General features: G+C 40.8%; 18 protein-coding genes, 1 other RNA gene and 1 pseudogene. 16 read left to right on the top strand and 4 right to left on the bottom strand.

Annotated elements, in window-relative coordinates:
* The 4 genes and pseudogenes from I6N95_RS27100 to I6N95_RS13800 form a co-directional block, all read left to right on the top strand.
* Positions 1 to 214 (top strand): annotated as a pseudogene (locus I6N95_RS27100) (hypothetical protein); the annotation flags it as partial.
* Entirely contained in the window at positions 174 to 1,214 is a 1,041-nt protein-coding gene (gene ltrA, locus I6N95_RS13810) for a group II intron reverse transcriptase/maturase (RefSeq protein WP_347340562.1), read from the top strand. The pseudogene I6N95_RS27100 and the gene ltrA, both read left to right, overlap by 41 nt.
* Before the next feature lie 583 nt (positions 1,215 to 1,797).
* Entirely contained in the window at positions 1,798 to 2,499 is a 702-nt protein-coding gene (locus tag I6N95_RS13805) for a zinc metallopeptidase (protein WP_209528951.1), read from the top strand.
* Between the two features lie 62 nt (positions 2,500 to 2,561).
* Positions 2,562 to 2,897 (top strand): hypothetical protein, encoded by a 336-nt coding sequence (locus tag I6N95_RS13800; RefSeq protein ID WP_209528950.1) that lies wholly within the window; start codon positions 2,562 to 2,564, stop codon positions 2,895 to 2,897.
* 103 nt (positions 2,898 to 3,000) lie between these two features.
* On the opposite strand, the gene I6N95_RS27440 is transcribed toward I6N95_RS13800, so the two are convergent.
* The gene (locus tag I6N95_RS27440; RefSeq protein ID WP_283808975.1) at positions 3,001 to 3,864 is read right to left on the bottom strand and encodes a helix-turn-helix domain-containing protein; all 864 of its coding nucleotides are present in this window, start codon (positions 3,862 to 3,864) and stop codon (positions 3,001 to 3,003) included.
* Between the two features lie 247 nt (positions 3,865 to 4,111).
* Between I6N95_RS27440 and tadA the strand changes: the two genes are divergently transcribed.
* The 3 genes from tadA (at position 4,112) to ffs (ending at position 6,428) form a co-directional block, all read left to right on the top strand.
* Positions 4,112 to 4,618: a tRNA adenosine(34) deaminase TadA gene (gene tadA / locus I6N95_RS13790; RefSeq protein WP_209528945.1), complete on the top strand. Its 507-nt coding sequence runs from the start codon at positions 4,112 to 4,114 to the stop codon at positions 4,616 to 4,618.
* Positions 4,619 to 6,271 carry a MutS-related protein gene (locus I6N95_RS13785; protein ID WP_245249497.1) on the top strand — a complete coding sequence of 551 codons (1,653 nt, stop codon included), beginning with the start codon at positions 4,619 to 4,621 and terminating at the stop codon, positions 6,269 to 6,271.
* Between the two features lie 70 nt (positions 6,272 to 6,341).
* Positions 6,342 to 6,428: signal recognition particle sRNA small type (ffs, locus tag I6N95_RS13780), an RNA gene on the top strand.
* 136 nt (positions 6,429 to 6,564) lie between these two features.
* Here the strand turns inward: ffs and I6N95_RS13775 are convergent.
* The 3 genes from I6N95_RS13775 to I6N95_RS13765 all read right to left on the bottom strand — a co-directional run bounded on the left by I6N95_RS13775 (position 6,565) and on the right by I6N95_RS13765 (position 9,780).
* Positions 6,565 to 7,350: a TPM domain-containing protein gene (locus tag I6N95_RS13775; RefSeq protein ID WP_209528943.1), complete on the bottom strand. Its 786-nt coding sequence runs from the start codon at positions 7,348 to 7,350 to the stop codon at positions 6,565 to 6,567.
* The gene (locus I6N95_RS13770) at positions 7,347 to 8,459 is read right to left on the bottom strand and encodes a TFIIB-type zinc ribbon-containing protein (RefSeq protein ID WP_209528941.1); all 1,113 of its coding nucleotides are present in this window, start codon (positions 8,457 to 8,459) and stop codon (positions 7,347 to 7,349) included. Before I6N95_RS13770 ends, I6N95_RS13775 begins: the two co-directional genes overlap by 4 nt.
* A gap of 82 nt (positions 8,460 to 8,541) precedes the next feature.
* Positions 8,542 to 9,780, bottom strand: a complete 1,239-nt coding sequence (locus I6N95_RS13765; protein ID WP_209528939.1) for an SPFH domain-containing protein — start codon at positions 9,778 to 9,780, stop codon at positions 8,542 to 8,544.
* 244 nt (positions 9,781 to 10,024) lie between these two features.
* Between I6N95_RS13765 and dnaX the strand changes: the two genes are divergently transcribed.
* From dnaX to rsmI, 9 genes are all read left to right on the top strand, one after another.
* Positions 10,025 to 11,758: a DNA polymerase III subunit gamma/tau gene (dnaX, locus tag I6N95_RS13760; RefSeq protein ID WP_209528937.1), complete on the top strand. Its 1,734-nt coding sequence runs from the start codon at positions 10,025 to 10,027 to the stop codon at positions 11,756 to 11,758.
* Between the two features lie 83 nt (positions 11,759 to 11,841).
* Positions 11,842 to 12,156, top strand: coding sequence for a YbaB/EbfC family nucleoid-associated protein (locus tag I6N95_RS13755; RefSeq protein ID WP_209528935.1), 315 nt, complete (start codon positions 11,842 to 11,844; stop codon positions 12,154 to 12,156).
* A gap of 124 nt (positions 12,157 to 12,280) precedes the next feature.
* Positions 12,281 to 12,877, top strand: coding sequence for a recombination mediator RecR (gene recR, locus I6N95_RS13750; RefSeq protein ID WP_209528933.1), 597 nt, complete (start codon positions 12,281 to 12,283; stop codon positions 12,875 to 12,877).
* Between the two features lie 68 nt (positions 12,878 to 12,945).
* The gene (tmk, locus tag I6N95_RS13745; protein WP_209528931.1) at positions 12,946 to 13,587 is read left to right on the top strand and encodes a dTMP kinase; all 642 of its coding nucleotides are present in this window, start codon (positions 12,946 to 12,948) and stop codon (positions 13,585 to 13,587) included.
* Between the two features lie 125 nt (positions 13,588 to 13,712).
* Positions 13,713 to 14,042 (top strand): cyclic-di-AMP receptor, encoded by a 330-nt coding sequence (locus tag I6N95_RS13740; RefSeq protein ID WP_209528929.1) that lies wholly within the window; start codon positions 13,713 to 13,715, stop codon positions 14,040 to 14,042.
* Between the two features lies 1 nt (position 14,043).
* Positions 14,044 to 14,988, top strand: a complete 945-nt coding sequence (holB, locus tag I6N95_RS13735) for a DNA polymerase III subunit delta' (RefSeq protein ID WP_209528927.1) — start codon at positions 14,044 to 14,046, stop codon at positions 14,986 to 14,988.
* 105 nt (positions 14,989 to 15,093) lie between these two features.
* Positions 15,094 to 15,945, top strand: a complete 852-nt coding sequence (locus I6N95_RS13730) for a PSP1 domain-containing protein (RefSeq protein WP_209528925.1) — start codon at positions 15,094 to 15,096, stop codon at positions 15,943 to 15,945.
* Positions 15,938 to 16,276, top strand: coding sequence for a DNA replication initiation control protein YabA (locus I6N95_RS13725; RefSeq protein WP_209528924.1), 339 nt, complete (start codon positions 15,938 to 15,940; stop codon positions 16,274 to 16,276). The genes I6N95_RS13730 and I6N95_RS13725 overlap by 8 nt, the downstream gene beginning before the upstream one ends.
* Before the next feature lie 146 nt (positions 16,277 to 16,422).
* A complete protein-coding gene (gene rsmI, locus I6N95_RS13720) occupies positions 16,423 to 17,304 on the top strand; it encodes a 16S rRNA (cytidine(1402)-2'-O)-methyltransferase (protein ID WP_209528975.1) in 882 nt (293 codons plus the stop codon).
* The last annotated feature ends 80 nt before the right edge of the window (positions 17,305 to 17,384 follow it).

Below are 17,384 nucleotides of genomic sequence, written 5' to 3'. Positions count from 1 at the left end.
TCGTAATAAAGGAACAAGTGGAGTGGATGGAATTACTGTTGAGGAATTAAAATCATATCTTCGAGAACATAAAGAAGAACTTCGTTCTCAAATCCGTCAACGTAAATATAAGCCGCAACCAACCTTACGAGTAAACATTCCAAAAGGAAATGGAAAAATGCGTCAATTAAGGTATTCCAACTGTAGTAGACAGGGTTGTTCAACAGGCAATTAGTCAGATTCTCACGCCTATATTCGAAAACCAATTTAGCGAGCATAGTTATGGTTTTAGACCAAATCGCAGTTGTGAAATGGCGATTATACAAACAGTGAACTATATGAATAACGGATATGATTGGTTAGTTGATATCGACTTAGAGCGGTTCTTCGACACCGTCCATCATGACAAGCTTATGCGAATTATCTCCTACACAATTGAAGACGGAGATGTTATTTCTCTCATTCGTAAGTATTTAGTAAGTGGGGTCATGAAAAATGGACAATATGAAGAGACACCTATCGGTACCCCGCAAGGAGGTAATCTAAGTCCTCTATTGAGTAACATCATGTTGAATGAACTAGATAAAGAACTAGAATCAAGAGGTCTACATTTTGTCCGCTATGCAGATGATAGTATTATCTTTGTCAAAAGTGAGAAATCAGCGCAACGAGTCTTACAGTCCGTCACAACATTTATCGAAAAGAAATTAGGGTTGATTGTCAATGCGGAGAAAAGCCAGATAAGTCGTCCGAACGGAACAAAATTTTTAGGTTTCGGCTTTTATTTTGATAGGCAGACAAAAAAATACCAACCAAGACCCCATGAGGACTCCTTTCAGAAATTTCAACGGAGATTAAGTCAACTCACCAAGAGGAACAGAAGCATTTCTCTTGATGAAAGAATCGTGAAACTCAAACAAGTCATTTATGGATGGGTAAACTACTTTCGCAAAGCAAAAATGAAACAGAAACTCAAAGAGATCGACGCTAAACTTCGGTCAAGAATCCGAGTCATCATCTGGAAACATTGGAAGAAAAATAACAAGAGAATCCGCTCCTTGATTCAGTTAGGAATACCAGAAGAAGAAGCCAAAGGCTTAACGTATTGCCGAAAGGGTTATCGATTTATAGGATTATCAAAAGTAGTTCACAGAGCTTTATCCAATAAACGACTAAAACAAAGAGGAATTCCCTTTGTTTTAGATTACTATCTAAAAGTACATACTGCAATATGAGTTGAACCGCCGTATACGGAACCGTACGTACGGTGGTGTGAGAGGGGTGCGAATCAATGCGTTCGGACTTCGACTCGATTCTAATCGATGTCTAGCTTAGCTCATCAATCTTTTGGAATGCCTCTACGCTTAACGCTTTAGCCATTATTCTTGCTAATTTATTGGCTTAGAAATAAGGGACATCGAAGAGCGTTTAGAACTAGTGGATACTTCGACCTTCAAATCTTGCAGGTTTACCTGCTTAGAAGGTTAGAACAAGGTCGCAATGCGTGGTATCATCATTTAACTATTTTGCTATTTTCTTAAGAGATAAATCGTGTTAAATAATCATCAGGAGTCCGCAAGCTGATCTCTGCTGTTTGACTTCAGATCATTTTCGAGGGGAAAACAACCACGAGAAGTAGTAACTCTTTTAGTTAGATCAAGATGTTTGTTTTGTCTATCCATTGTTTAAGAATAATGGTGGCTTTCATATGTATGAAAAAAGACAGAAGTTCTTAAAGCTTTCACACATTTTTCAAGTAACTTTTAGACAATCGTGATAAACTAAGACTATAAAAAGAAATAAGGAGGTTAATATAAGATGTTTATGCCAATGGGATTGGGATTTTTTTATGATAGTACCCTGATATTAGTATTAATTGGAATGGCATTGTCAATGGCGGCGTCAGCCTATGTTAATAGTACATATAGAAAATACGCTAAGTTTAGTAATAAAAAGGGATATACAGGAACGGAAGTGGCTCAGTTGATTTTACGGGCTGCTGAGGTAGAAGGAGTGGCCGTTCAAAAGATTTCTGGTGATTTGACGGACAATTATAATTCACAGAATAAAGTTTTAAGTCTCTCTGAAACCGTAGCTGACTCAACATCAGTTGCTGCAATTGGCGTGGCGGCTCATGAATGTGGTCATGCGGTTCAAGACAGTCGCAGTTATTTCCCTTTGAAATTGCGTTCGGCTATTGTACCAGTGGCTAACATTGGGACAACGATGTCGATGCCATTAATTATCGCCGGCCTCTTTTTTGGGCAAACTTTAATAAATATTGGGATTCTTTGCTTTGCCGCGGCCTTTCTTTTTCAAGTGGTCACTTTACCGGTGGAATTTAATGCGTCACGGAGAGCTTTGTCAATTTTAAGAAGCAATCACTTCCTTGATGATGAGGAAATGGTGATGGCTCGTAAGGTACTGATTGCCGCGGCTTTGACTTATGTAGCTGCCGCGATTTCAACCTTGCTACAATTATTGCGTTTGATAATGCTTTTTGGAAATAGAAGAGATTAGTGGGGTATTTCATCATTTAATGTTATAATTGATGTATAACTTAACTAAAAGGGGCTGAATAAATGAAAACATCTACAAAATTATTGCTTGGAGTGAGCGTCACCGCAGTTGTTGGGACAGCATTAGCAGTTGTTGTTTCAGATAAAGTTATTAAAACGATAAAAGAGACACAAAATCGCTATAAGGTTAAAAAGTTTGTTAATGACAAATTGGACGGTAGTGAAAAGCTTTTAAATATAGTTGATGATTTATCAGATTCCGAAATCGAGTCAGTTGTAGGAATTTTAAGCAAAGTGAAAGACAGTCGTAACAAGATTAGCGTGACGGGCAAAAATGTGCGTGAAGTAACGGAAGATGTAAAAAAGCATTTAGTTGATTTTGTCGAATCCTTTGCATAAAAAATAGCGATACCACTTTAGTCATTAAGTGGTGTCGCTATTTTTTTAGGACGGTATCATCTGTGCTGAATGCCATCTAGCGTCTTGAGTGTCAAGTTGGAGATCAGGCGACTAGTAGGTAACTTAATACAAGGTCATCCATGCTTTTAAGTGAGAGACCGGTTTGTTCATGGAATTTTTCTAAGCGGTATTGTAAGGTGTTCCGATGCATAAATAATTCTTTAGCAGTTGAACTGATATTCCCTTGATTGTTCCATAAAGCAGTGATGATGTCTTGCATTTCACCGTCAATTGAGAGTTTCTTCTTAAATATTTGCATGATCAGGCTTTTTTTAACCATGTTTTTTGTGAAGAAATGCAATGCGACTTGCGATAAAGAGAAGGCGGATTTGCTTTTAATGGTTGGGAGTTCTTCTAAAAAGATTTGTTTTTCTTCTTGGAAAAAACGGGGGAAGCCATCGCTGATATTAAGAAAACTCCCCAGAAAGGCTTTTGTTTTGAAGATGAAATCACTTTCCAGCGTCAATAGAATCCCTTCTAATTCTTCTAAGGAGTACGAGCTTTTGCTTTTTTCTTCGACGATAATGCCATAGGATTCAGTTAAGAAGAAAGCATCCGCGACTTTGTTAAACATGCTGGCAAAGGCGTCTAGCCATTCTTGCCGAGACTGTTTTTGATTGGAGTTGATCAGGTTAAATTGAATGATTCGATAAGAGCCTGCTACTTTTTCAATGGGTTTTCCTTCAAATAAAAAACCATACCAAGGATGTTTGTCATCGTTGATCGTGACATCATTTTTTTCAAGAAAAAGAGCGGTTAATAGATTAATTTCGGTGGAAGTCAGCTGTGCTTTGGGTAAAGCTAGCCAATTGCCGTCTAAAGGGATATTTAAATTAAGTTCATTGTCCGTTGGCGATGGAACGATTTCACCAAAGCTATAAATTTCTTGTAATTGCAGTTTATCCATATTATCACCAGTCATTTCAACAGTTTATGTGTAGACCTGCCAGTCAATAAGCTCAGACAAAAGCGTTCTCTGAATTATGTCGTTAGCAAAGTCCTTATACTGTTAGTTTAACATAGTCTGTCAAAGGGGACAGCATAAATTATCAAAAGAGTTTCGATTACTATCATCAGGTTTGGTGTCTTGGTTATTCCTTGATGGCGGCAGTTTTGGTACAATAGAGTAAATACAGTCTAAAGTGGGGGGAAATATGGAACGAGTATCAACGGTTAGTCAAGCAGATAAACTTAAATTTATGCAAGCAGCACTAGAGGAGGCTGAAAAAGCTCGAAGGTTAAAAGAGGTGCCCATTGGTGCAGTGGTTGTCTATCAAGGGGAAATTATTGGGCGAGGGCATAACTTACGTGAGACCAGCCAAGATGCGACAACCCATGCTGAGATTGCTGCTATTCAAGAGGCGTGTCGCAATATCGAGAATTGGCGGCTGGAAAATTGTCAGCTGTTTGTGACCTTAGAACCGTGTCCAATGTGTAGTGGGGCATTAATTTTATCAAGGGTAGCCGAAGTTTATTATGGGGCGGCTGATCCGAAAGCAGGAACTGCTGGCACATTACTGAATCTTTTGGAGGATCAACGTTTTAACCATCAGGCCTATGTGGAAAAGGGCATTTTGGAAAAAGAGTGTGGGGACATGCTAACTTCTTTTTTTAGAGAGTTGCGGGCAGAAAAAAAGCGATTAAAACAGGAGGCTGAATAGATGACAAATGAAATGGTTTTTATGTTGGGAGCAGTGGGATTTGTCATTGTTCTAATCGTCGTTTTAGCCATTCGCGAGCGACTGTTGCTAAAACAACGAATCGCTCGTGATTGGCAAAGGGTGCCAGCTGTTACTAATTTTGATAAAGAGGACAGTTTAAAGGAGGCATGGCAAATCTACCATAAATTAAATCCAAGTCAGAGTACCGTTGATGATATTACGTGGCATGATCTGGACATGATTCGGGTTTTTGAGCTAGTTAATGGGACAAAGTCTAGCGTAGGAGCTGAGCGTTTGTACCAGAAAATGCGTGAGTTTGATTTAGATGGCAAAGAGGGAAGTGAATTTCAAGAGTTGGTGACCTTCTTTGCGGAGCATGATCAAGAACGAGCTGAGATGCAGTATCAATTAGCCCGGGCGGGGAAACGAGACAAGAACTTTGTGTGGCATTATTTACATAATCCTAGGGAAAATCAGTTGGGGAATCCACTTATTTATTATGTTCTTGGTAGTTTGCCAGTTGTGTCGTTGTTGTTGTTTGCTTTGACTAAAATAGGCCCGTTGGTGCTAGTTGCGATTGTCGGAATAATGATCAACGTGGTGTTTTACATGCAGAAGAAAGAGGTGCTCCAACGTGAATTGCTGAGCATGAATTATCTAGTGTGTCTCATCGCTCAGAGCAGTAATATTGCGAAAGTGTCGCAACCGCTACAGGACAAAATTAAAACATTAGCTAAAGAGTTAAAAATAATTGCTCGCTTGGGATTTGCTTTTCGAGTAAAAGCGAATTCGGAAGCGGAAGTGTTTTTTGAGTATCTTAACATCGCGTTTATGTTGCCCTTTATTTCTTATAATCTGGTCTTGAAAAAATTGGATACTCATCAGCAAGAAGCGATCGAACTGTTGGAAATGATTGGCAATATTGATGCGGCGATCGCTGTTTTAAATTTTAAACAGATTATGCCTTATGTTTGTCAACCAGAGACTACTGAAACAACTCAAGTTGTCGCGGAGGAAATGTATCATCCGTTACTTCAGGCCCCTGTGGTTAATCCAGTCAACTGGCATAAATCGACCTTAGTAACTGGTTCAAATGCTTCAGGAAAATCCACCTATATCAAAGGTGTTGCCCTCAATGCTATTTTGAGCCAAACGATCGGCCTCGCTTGTGCCAAGTCGTGGAAGATGAAAGCGGGTCATGTGCTGAGTTCGATGGCCCTCGAAGATGACCTTTTTCAAGGGGATAGTTACTTTGTTGCGGAAATTAAGTCGGTTAAGCGCATCATTCAGCAAGTCAAAAAAGGCGAAACTTGTTATTGTTTTGTTGACGAAATATTGAGAGGGACGAATACGATCGAACGGATTGCCGCTTCGTCAGCAATCGTGGAGTGGTTGACGAAAAGTCAGAGTTTAGGTTTTATTGCGACCCACGATATTGAATTAACAGAGATTCTCAATGATGTTTGCGAAAACATTCATTTTGAAGAACAGGTGACAGAGGAAGAAGGAGTTGAGTTCGATTATGTGCTGTATCAAGGGCCTGCTAGAACTCGAAATGCGTTAAAATTGTTAAAGGTGATGGCTTTTCCGAAGGAGATCGTCGTTGAGGCTGAGTCAAAAGCCCGCCACTTTGAGGATTCGCGGAGTTGGTAAAATAACAAAAAAAAATCTGAGAAAAGGGTAGCCAGAAAGAAAAAAATGAGGTACAATAGTATTTGCCGCAAGGCTAGGGCAATGATGGATTTGGTAAGCGTGTCAGGTCTGGAAGGAAGCAGCACATATCAAGTCTTATCATGTGCCTGAATTAAATAGTAAGTTATCAGTGTTCTCAAGTGATTGAGGGCACTTTTTTTGTATCAAAGCAAAAATGGGAGGGATTTCCTTTCAGTGGTTGGTAAAAAAACAGTTGAAAGAAGAAAAGCTGCTTTCTTCTTTCAACTGTTCAATTAAAAGCTGCGACCACCGCCGCCGTGACCGCCACCGCCGCCACCTCCTCCGCCACCACCTGAATTGGTAGGTTTTGGAATTCGACGAGTGGTGGTAAAGGTATCGATTAATTGATCGTCTTTTTGAGTTAGGTTGAGTTGACCTTTCTCACGATATGAATACTTATAAGTGGATCGTTTTAAATTATAAGTCCCATAAATAGAAGAGTAACTGGCTATTCCGGCAATAACAGCCGCTATCACGGCAATCATGGTTTTCAGAGGCGTGAGTTTGCGGATCCGTTTAAAATGTCCGGTTGCACTGTCATATTGATACCGGTCACTGTATTTAATGGCATCAGTTAAAATACTTAAAGCCGCTAGGTGATAATCACCATTTACCATATCGTCTTCCGCGTGATCTAACATTTTTTCTATCCGCGATTCTGATAACAGTTCTTTCATTTTGCCCATGGTTGAAATGTAATAGGTTCGATTGTCCATGTCAATTAGGAAAAGAAAGCCACTGCGGTCAGCCCCGACACCAAATTGATGATCATCGTAAAAATCATCGGCATAGGCCTGTGCTGTTTTGCCGCCAGCATCATTCGTCGTAACAACGGCTCCATCCATGCCAGTGTTTTCTTTAAAAAGGGCGATCTTGTCTGCAATATCGGCTTTTTGTGACTCTGAGAAGAGGCCGGCTTGATCGAAAATCGTTTCACTTGCTTGAACGGGCTGACTGCTAAGAACTAAAAAGAACAGAATTGCTAAAGGGCCTAAGAAGGAGTTTAGTAACTGTTTCATATTAAATACCCTCCTAACAGGACGAGAAGAAAGACGCCAATGCCAACACCTAATGCGAAGAGACTTAGTTTGGTCTTATCAATCGGTAATTTTCCGCTGACTTTTCCATTTTGGCCGTTCATAGCGAAGTAATACAATTTTTTTGAATCATCTGTGCCACTGTCATTGCGGTATGTCAGCAACCAAACAGGTAGTAAGACGTATTGATGGTTTTCGCCATCGACATCAAGGTTGACTTTATGATTGTAGACCGTCGTATAACCGGAGACGGTATCTTGTAACAGTTGGTGGCCATATTGCTTTAATTCGCCGTGAATGTCTTGTTGTAATGTTTCAAATTCTAAATCACGTTTTTCGGCTTGGAAGCCTGATAAATATTGAGTCTTAAAGGGGACAGCTTTTTCCAGTGGGAAAGGCTGGACAGATTCCACCATGTTGACTTTAGCATTTTTTTGCAGGGCATTTTTTACTAATTCTTTAAAGGACATCTTCCCTTGACGGAAGATGTTGTATTTTTTTGTTTGGGTGTATTCAATGTCGCCGACACGCCAAACGGAGACAGAGTTGGCATTGGCTTGCAATGAACCGTGAAGGCTTGCGTCTACTACCCAGTAGGGAAAATAAATGCCTGTTAATTTTTCAACTTGATTCTTATTGAAAAAGTCTTTAGGAATAAATTTCTTTTTCTGCGCCCAGTTAAGAAATTGGGTAACGGCCTCCTCTTTTTCAATGGCAAATGGCAAGACCGATTGGGGGAGGAATTTACCACTGACCCGTCCTGATAAGACAACGGGATTGTGACAGTAATAACAATAGGTGGCAGCGGTCGTCGTATCAGTGACGATTTCCGCACCGCAACTGGGACAGGAAAATAAATCCATTGGGGAATCGTCTTCCGCCGGTTGTTTTGCCTCCGTCTTAATTTCAGGTTCGGCATCATTTTCTTGAGTATCTGTCGGGTTTAGCTGTGCTAGTTTTTCTTCGTAAGCTTGAACTTCTGGTTCTGTGAAAATACTGAGACAGTATTCGCAGTGGAATTTTTGGGTCTTTGGATCAAATAAGAGTGGCCCGTCACAATTGGGACACTTATGGGAAATAACCTCACTCATTACGATACTCCCTTCTTGATGTCATGGGTTCACCTCACCAACTGTGATGATTGGTGAGGCGAACGCTTTTACGTAGTGTGTGTTATAGAGGGAGACCTTGGAATGGCTGACCGCATTCTGGACAGAATTTTGGCATGGCCGTTGTAATGGTTACAATTTCGCCACATGCGCCACATTTCATTTGAATCCCTGTCGCTGCTGGAGCTGGTTTAGGCTCGCCGCAGTCAGAACAGAATTTACCGGTGTTTTTTGTGCCGTCTTTTGGACATGTCCAGGTGTCGGCGGCTTGCGCATCTGCCTGAGCGGCTTTCTCTGCTTGATCTTTCATTTGTTGTTGGTTGGTTTGGCTAGCTTGGCCCATAAAGCTTCCGCCAGCGTTCATCCCGGCACCCATGCCCATAAAGGCGGTTGTGCTACCAGCAGCGTTAGAACCAGCTGCTTCAATCCCACTGGCGATTGACCCTTGCACAAATCCTTCGCGAATGTTCGGATCGCCTAACATCGCACCTTTATTCCGCATGTTGATTAGGGCTTTTGATTCGTCGTCATAAGAAATGCTGGCGACACCGACAGAGGCGATCTCCATTCCTCGATTAGCTCGCCATTCTTCATCTAACACCGTCGCCATAAATTTGCTTAATTCAGTACTTTTAGAAGTGACGAAAGAAATTCGTTCGCCAGCTGCGGACATTTGGTTGATCGATGTTTGCAAAGCCGTTAAAAATTCTGCTAAGTACTGCTCGTTAATTTCACTGATGTCCACTTTGGTTTTATTGCGAGGAATAGCTTCCGCATAAAAAAGAATTGGGTCAGTAATGCGAATCGAGTAGTTACCGTGAGCTCTTAAAAAGAGTTCCGCATTATAAAAATTATCAAAGTAGTTAATAGGTGTTGGTGTGCCAAATTTAATGCCTTTGATTTCTTGTAAGTTGATGTAAATGACTTTTTGGTTTTGAGGAGTGACGCCACCGTATTTAAAGCGGTCAAAGGATTCGGCAATCGCTTTTTTTAAGTTGCCACCAAACATGGAAGGGGCATTGTCATTTTTAACTGTGTAATAGCCTTCTTCGGATGAGTAGTCGATAATTTTTCCACCATCGACTAATAACATCATGGTATTAGGGTAGACATGAATGACTGAACCATCGGTAATCACACCACTTGTGCCTTTTTTATTTGAGCCACGGCGGTCATCTTTACGAACAGTGACGCCTTCGGTCATAACCGTTTGGTCGCTCATATCACCAGGTTCGATTATCTCTAGCCACTGATCCGCTAAACCTCCACCTACTGCGCTTGTTGCTGCTTTAATTAATCCCATTCAAATCGCTCCTTTTGTTTGTATGTGTTGGCAAGTGACACAGTGTCATCTCGCCTTTTGTGAGTCGCATTTCTAAGTACAACTATTTCTGATTTTATTGTATCATAGAAAGAGATGAAACCAAGAAAAAAGTATCTAAAATGACTTGATTAAATTAGCTTGTGACTTTCATGAAAGATGTGGAAATTTTGGTGATTCTAACGTATAATGAGAACTAGCGATTTTTTGAGAGGAGTCGAAAGAAATGACGTATCAAGCTTTGTATCGCGTGTGGCGTTCCCAGCGTTTTGACACGATCGTGGGACAACAAACGGTTACTCAAACACTTAAAAATGCGATTGTTCAAAATAAAACCTCTCACGCCTATTTGTTTACAGGGCCTCGGGGTACTGGGAAGACCAGTGCTGCTAAAATCTTTGCCAAAGCGATTAACTGCCGCCATAGTCAAGATGGTGAGCCATGTAACGAATGTGAAACGTGTCAAGCAATCACTGAGGGGCGTTTAAATGACGTCATCGAAATTGATGCAGCGAGCAATAATGGTGTGGAAGAAATTCGCGATATTCGTGAAAAAGTGAAATATGCGCCTACCCAGGCTGATTATAAAGTCTATATCATCGATGAAGTCCATATGTTGTCAACAGGTGCCTTTAATGCTTTGTTAAAGACTTTGGAAGAACCACCGAAAAATGTGTTATTTATTTTAGCTACGACAGAACCTCATAAAATCCCCTTAACGATTATTTCGCGGACGCAACGTTTTGATTTTAAACGAATCAGTACTCAAGATATTGTCGACCATATGGCGGAAATATTACAAAGTATGGAGATTGACTATGACGAACAAAGTTTGTTTGTGGTTGCGCGGGCGGCTGAAGGTGGCATGCGGGATGCTTTAAGTATTCTTGATCAGGCCTTGTCTTTTGGTGACGAACGTTTGACTGTCGATGATGCCTTGCAAGTGACGGGCAGTTTGACCTTTGAAATGATGGACACGTTTATCCAGTATTGTACTGATGGAAAAACTGAAGAAGGTTTGGTTGTACTAAATAAATTATTAAATGAAGGCAAGGAAGGGAGTCGCTTTTTAGAAGACTTACTTTTGTATTGCCGTGATTTATTAATGTATAAACAGGCGCCTAGATTGTTGGCTAATCAAAGTGGGCAGCTGACAGAAGGGTTTAAAGAACTGGGAGATAACTTATTGCCAGAAACGATTTATCAATACATTCAAATTTTGAGTGATACGCAACATGAGATTCGTTTTACCAATCATCCCAATATATATTTGGAAGTGGCGACGGTTAAATTGGCTACGTTAAGAAAACCCAAGTCCTTGCCTGTGACCTCAAATGAGGGAGCGGTGGCCATTGATTCTGCAGAGCTTAGCGACCTCAAACAAGAGGTTGAGCGCTTATCAGCTGATTTAGCGGCGTTGAAAAAAGAGGGGCCAGTTAAAGAAGCTCCAGCTCAAAAAGCTGCGCCCAAAAAATCGACCTATCGCTTACCGACAGAACGGGTCTATCAGGTTTTACGGGAAGCGACTCGGGATCAGTTGCAGCAAATTCAAGATGCGTGGGAAGAAGTGCTGCAACTATTGACCGTAACGCAACGAGCCATGTTGAAAGCTAGTGAGCCAGTGGCTGCCAGTGGGACAGGCTTAGTGCTGTCCTTTGACTATGAGATTGTCTGTCAACGGGCCAGCGAGGATACGGAGTTGCAAGAAAATGTGCGAACGGGCTTTAACCGTATTTTGCAGTATCAACCGAATTTGATTTGTATTCCCAAAGAGAGTTGGACGGGACTGAGACGGGATTTTTTGAGTCAGCATCAGGATGAAATGGTGGCTAATTCGACTAATGACGCCTTGCCGATGGGGGAAGTGGAATTAGTTCCGCCTGAGGAAGATGAAAACACGGTTGTGAATGAGGCGGTAGAATTATTTGGTGAAAGGGTTGTGGAAGTTGTGAATGATTGATGGTTAGATAATTAGCCGTCTGGAACCAATTATCTGATTATTTAACAGGATATCTATCGATAAAATTTTAGGAGTGAAGCATAATGATGCGTGGAATGGGAAATATGCAAGGCATGATGAAACAAGTGCAAAAAATGCAAAAGGAAATGGTAGTTGCTCAAGATGCCTTAAATGTTAAAGAATTTAAAGGTCAAGCAACGAATCAGCTAGTGGAAGTGACCTTTACTGGCGATCGTAAAATGGTTGATTTGACGATTAAACCAGAAGTGGTTGATCCAGATGATGTAGAAATGATGCAAGATTTGATCATTACGGCTGTCAATGACGCTTTAGTTAAAATTGAAAAGGAAACAGAAGCTACCATGGGCAAGTACACAAAAGGCATGCCAGGATTCTAAAAGTGAAACGGGAAGGGAACTTCCTGTTTTTTGCTAGTTAAACGTTGGGAAAAAAATTCCAATGCTTTATAAATAGGAAATAACCAAATTTAGATGTAATTAGTTTTAAGAAAGAAGGGGTTAGATGCATTACCCAACACCCATCGCGAAATTAATAGAGAGCTATATGAGATTACCTGGAATAGGCGCTAAAACGGCAGCTCGCTTGGCTTTTTTTACTTTAGATATGCGAGAAGAAGATGTCAACGAATTTGCTAAATCGTTGATAAGTGTTAAGCGAGATCTTCACTACTGTGTGATTTGTGGGAATATTTCAGAGGAAGAGACCTGCGAAATTTGTCAGGATAATAGTCGCGATAAGAGTCTTGTCTTGGTTGTGGAAGAGCCGAAAGACGTTATGTCAATGGAAAAGATGCGGGAGTATCGGGGGCAGTATCACGTTTTACATGGTGTGTTATCACCGATGGACGGCACGGGCCCAGACGATATTAATATTGCACCGTTGATCAAACGACTTCATGATGATGAGATTCAAGAAGTGATCATCGCGACCAATGCGACGACTGAAGGTGAAGCGACGGCGATGTATCTGTCTCGTTTGATCAAACCAGCGGGCATTAAAGTGACGCGGTTGGCCCATGGGCTGTCGGTGGGGAGTGATATCGAGTACGCTGATGAAATTACGCTATTAAAGGCAGTGGAAGGTCGCCGAGAAATCTGACGTGACATTAGACACATTCAAAGGAATCAAGTAAAATAGAGATTAGATAGATGATGGAGGCAAAATAAGTGACTGGTATTTTCATAACAATAGAAGGGCCTGATGGTGCAGGCAAAACGAGTGTCATAAAAGAACTGGGACCAATGCTAGCAAGAGAATTGACCATTCCCTTAGTTTTAACCCGTGAACCGGGGGGCATTCCGATCGCTGAAAAAATTCGTCAAATTATTTTGGATCCTAAAAATACGGCGATGGATGATCGGACGGAAGCGTTGTTGTATGCAGCGGCTCGCCGGCAACATTTGGTAGAAAAAGTTCTGCCTGCGATTGAGAGTGGTAAATTGGTGTTGTGTGACCGTTTTGTCGATAGTTCTTTGGCGTATCAAGGTGCTGGCAGAAAAATTGGAATGGAAGCTGTGGCTTCAATCAACCGTTTTGCGATTGAAGAGGTTCAGCCAGATCTGACCTTGTATTTAGATGTTGATTCTGATACGGGGTTAAGCCGTATTCAGCATGGACGTTCAATTCATGATTTGGATCGTTTGGACACCGAGAGTCCTGTGTTTCATCAACGGGTTCGTCATGCTTATTTAAAAATTGCAGAAGAAAATCAGGAGCGAATTGTGATGATCGATGCTAGAGAGCCGCTACAAACGGTGATTGAGTATTGTTTTGCGGCTATTAAAGAGCATTTCCCCCAAATTTTTTAAATGCGTGTGTAGGAATTGTTTGATTCTTTAAGGTGATGATGGTAGGCGACGTAATTTTCCGTAAATGTTATTGGTTTATGCTGAAAATTGTCGATAGAGATCCCAAATAATAAGGAGGAATTACGATGAAATTAATTTTAGCGATTGTTCAAGATAAAGACAGTAACCGCTTGTCAAATGAATTTATTGATGCTGATATTCGAGCAACAAAATTGTCCACAACTGGTGGCTTTTTAAAATCAGGCAATACAACGTTTATTATCGGAATTGAAGATGAACGGGTTAACGAGGCGCTGGATTTGATTAAGGACATCTGTCAGTCTCGTGAACAGTTTGTCACGGCACCTGTTAGTCTGGATGCGACGATGGACAGCCATATGTCTTATCCGATTGAAGTTCAAGTTGGCGGAGCGACCGTTTTCGTGATGCCTGTTGAAGGGTTCCACCGCTTTTAAGATGTTGATTGCAGAAAAACAACCGATTGTCTTTAAACAGTTGGCCGCCAGTGCTGATAAGCAGCGTTTGGCTCATGCCTATCTTTTCGAAGGAGAAGCGGGAACGGGAAAAGTGGCCATGAGTTTATGGCTGAGTCAGCGGATATTTTGTCTAGCGGCAACGGGACAACCTTGTGGAGAGTGCTTAAACTGTCAACGGATAGAAAAGGGAGAACATCCTGATGTTAATACGATTGCTCCCGACGGTCAAAGTATTAAAGTTGATCAAATTCGTGAAATTAAAGAGGTCTTCATGAAAAGCGGGATGGAGACACAACAAAAAGTCTTGATTATTGAAGATGCTGAAAAAATGACGACCAGTGCGGCCAATAGTCTGTTAAAGTTTATTGAAGAGCCTGATGGTCAAATTGTTATTTTATTTTTGACAACAGCGAGAGCCCGAATATTGCCGACAATCCAGTCTAGATGCCAGGTTTTACACTTCCTACCACTGTCAGAGGAACTTCTTGCAGCAGAGCTTTCTGCTCAAGGTATTCCAGATAATGAGGCGCAACTATTGTCCCAACTGACGAACAGTCTTGAAAAAGCTATTGAAATTTATCAAGAGGAATGGTTTAATGAAGCTAAAGAGACTTCTATTAAATGGGTCAATTATTTAGTGGAAGATAACCCCTTTGCGTTTGTCTTTGTTCAACAGCAGATTGCGAGATTGTTTAAAGAGAAATCTCAGCAAGCGTTGTTATTTGATTTAGTGTTGATTCATTTGCGACAATTGTTGTCACAGAGTATTAAAGGGATTAAGTCACAGACGGTCAAAAGCAAATGGTCACGTAAAAAGTTGTTGGCTGGGGTTGAAAGTACCTTGGCTAGTCGTAGAAAATGGGAAGCAAATGTTAGCTTTCAAAATGTTTGCGAACAGCTGGCGCTCAATTTGTTAGACGGGTAACGAGGATCGATGGTGTGACCGTGTTTTCGGACAGAACGCTGGTGGTATTGTTCCAGCGAGGTGGTTTCCCTGTTGGTCAAACTGAGTAATAGAAGGAGGGCATAAATGGTAGAAGTTGTTGGTGTTAGGTTTAGGCCTGCTGGGCATATATATTATTTTACTCCTGGTAAAGAGGAGTATTCATATAATCAAAAAGTGTTGGTTGAAACTCAACAGAGTAAACAAATTGGGTTAGTGGCGATTCCTAAAAAGGAATTTGAAAAAACGGATCTGCCTGATGAGTTAAAACCGATTTTAAAGACAGCTTCAGCTGAAGACTTACAAAAGGAAGAAAAGAATCTAACGGATGCTAAAGAAGCCTTTTCGATTGCTAAAAAGAAAATAATCGAGCATGAGTTAGAGATGAAGCTCATTCAAGTTGAATATTCCTTTGATCGTTCGAAGATGGTGTTTCAGTTCACCGCAGAAGGTCGAATTGATTTTCGTGAACTGGTCAAGGATTTGGCGTCGATCTTTAAGACGCGGATTGAGTTGCGTCAAATTGGTGTTCGGGATGAAGCGAAAATTTTAGGTGGTATTGGGCCTTGTGGGCGACAATTATGTTGTTCAACCTTTTTAGGTGATTTTATCCCTGTTTCGATTAAGATGGCGAAAGATCAAAACTTATCATTAAATCAAACTAAAATCTCTGGTCTATGCGGACGTTTAATGTGTTGTTTAAAATACGAAAATGATATGTATGAAGAAGCTAGACGGGAATTGCCAGATTATGGTAAAGAAGTAGTGACACCAGAAGGGCGCGGTAAAGTAATCGGCTTAAATTTATTGGACCACGTGATTAAGGTCAGGCTTTTTGGCCGTGAATTAACGGTTGATTACGATTATGAGGAAATTAAGGAATTTGCTAAGCAACAAGAAGGAAAAGCAATTGCTGAAAAGGAAGAATCTAATGGATAAACGGACATTGTATGATGAATTTGGTCAATTGGAGACAGAAGTCAAAAATAGTTTATTGCGTTTGACTGCCATGAAAGATGCTATTGACGAGTTAACAGAAAAAAATGTTAGTTTAGAGATTGAAAATCGTCATCTGCGTGCCCGTTTAATTGAGATTGAAGCGATTAATAATGGGCCAGATGAAAAACAAGAGTTATCTAAATCACGATTAAATTTAGAAAAAATCTATGAAGATGGTTTTCATGTATGTAATGTCTGCTATGGCTCTAGGCGTGATAATGACGAAGAATGCGCTTTTTGTTTAGACGTAATTTATGGTGAGCGTAAATAATGTGAGGATAGAAGCAGAGGCCAACTAGTTAGGAGACGGAGGAAAGTTGATTCCCGTCTCTTTTTTAGTAGTTATTTCGATAAAAATTGAGACCCATTTTGGGATTGAATGAGTTAAACTAAATATATATAAGGGATAAAACAATGATAAACAAACAAAAAAGTTTTGATAAAGCGATTGAAACAGGTCGACTATACCTTGTGCCGACTCCGATTGGTAACTTGCAAGATATGACATTCAGAGCGATCGACACCTTAAAGGAAGCGGCGGTTATCGCAAGTGAAGATACGCGTAATACGCAGAAATTACTGAATCATTTTCAAGTGACAACCCCTCAAATTAGTTTTCATGAACACAACTATAAAGAGAGGATTCCCAAGCTGGTGGAGCGTTTGCTAGCTGGTGAAAGCGTCGCTCAAGTCAGTGATGCCGGCATGCCATCTATTAGTGATCCAGGTCATGAATTAGTGGTGGCCTGTCTGGTAGCTGAAATACCAGTAGTTGCCTTGCCGGGAGCGACGGCTGGGGTGACAGCGTTGATCGCTTCGGGAATGTCAGCAGAGAAATTTACCTTTTATGGGTTTTTAAACCGAAAAAAGAATCTTCAGTTAAAGGAATTGGCAACCTTACAGCACAAACGCGAGACGCTAATTTTTTATGAATCACCTTATCGGTTAAAAGCAACATTTGCTAATATGGTTGCGGTGTTTGGTGAGGAGCGGCAAGGAAGCTTGTGTCGTGAATTAACTAAACTTCATGAGGAATACATCAGAGGGACTTTAGGAGAGATTTTAAGTTATTTACTGGAAAATGAGATCAAGGGCGAGTGCTGTATTTTAGTGGCGGGCTTTGCTGGTGAACTTGTCGCTGAGACTGAAAATGATTGGTCGGATTGGTCGATTCTTGAGCATATTGAAGAGGAGATGTCTCAAAATAGGTTGAATTCCAAGGAGGCAATTAAACAAGTTGCTAAGTTACGAGGGTTAAAAAAACAAGAGGTCTACAAGGTGTATCATCAGGAGACTTAAAGAAAACGAAAAAACCAGCGTCGCTGATAAATATGAGGATGTTAATATTATCGTTATAAAGGTCCGTTAAAAATAACTGA

The organism is Vagococcus allomyrinae (assembly GCF_017829975.1).
In the GTDB taxonomy this organism is placed as follows: domain Bacteria; phylum Bacillota; class Bacilli; order Lactobacillales; family Vagococcaceae; genus Vagococcus_D; species Vagococcus_D allomyrinae.
Note: the sequence above shows the minus strand (reverse complement) of the source record. Positions and strands in the feature narration are given on the sequence as shown.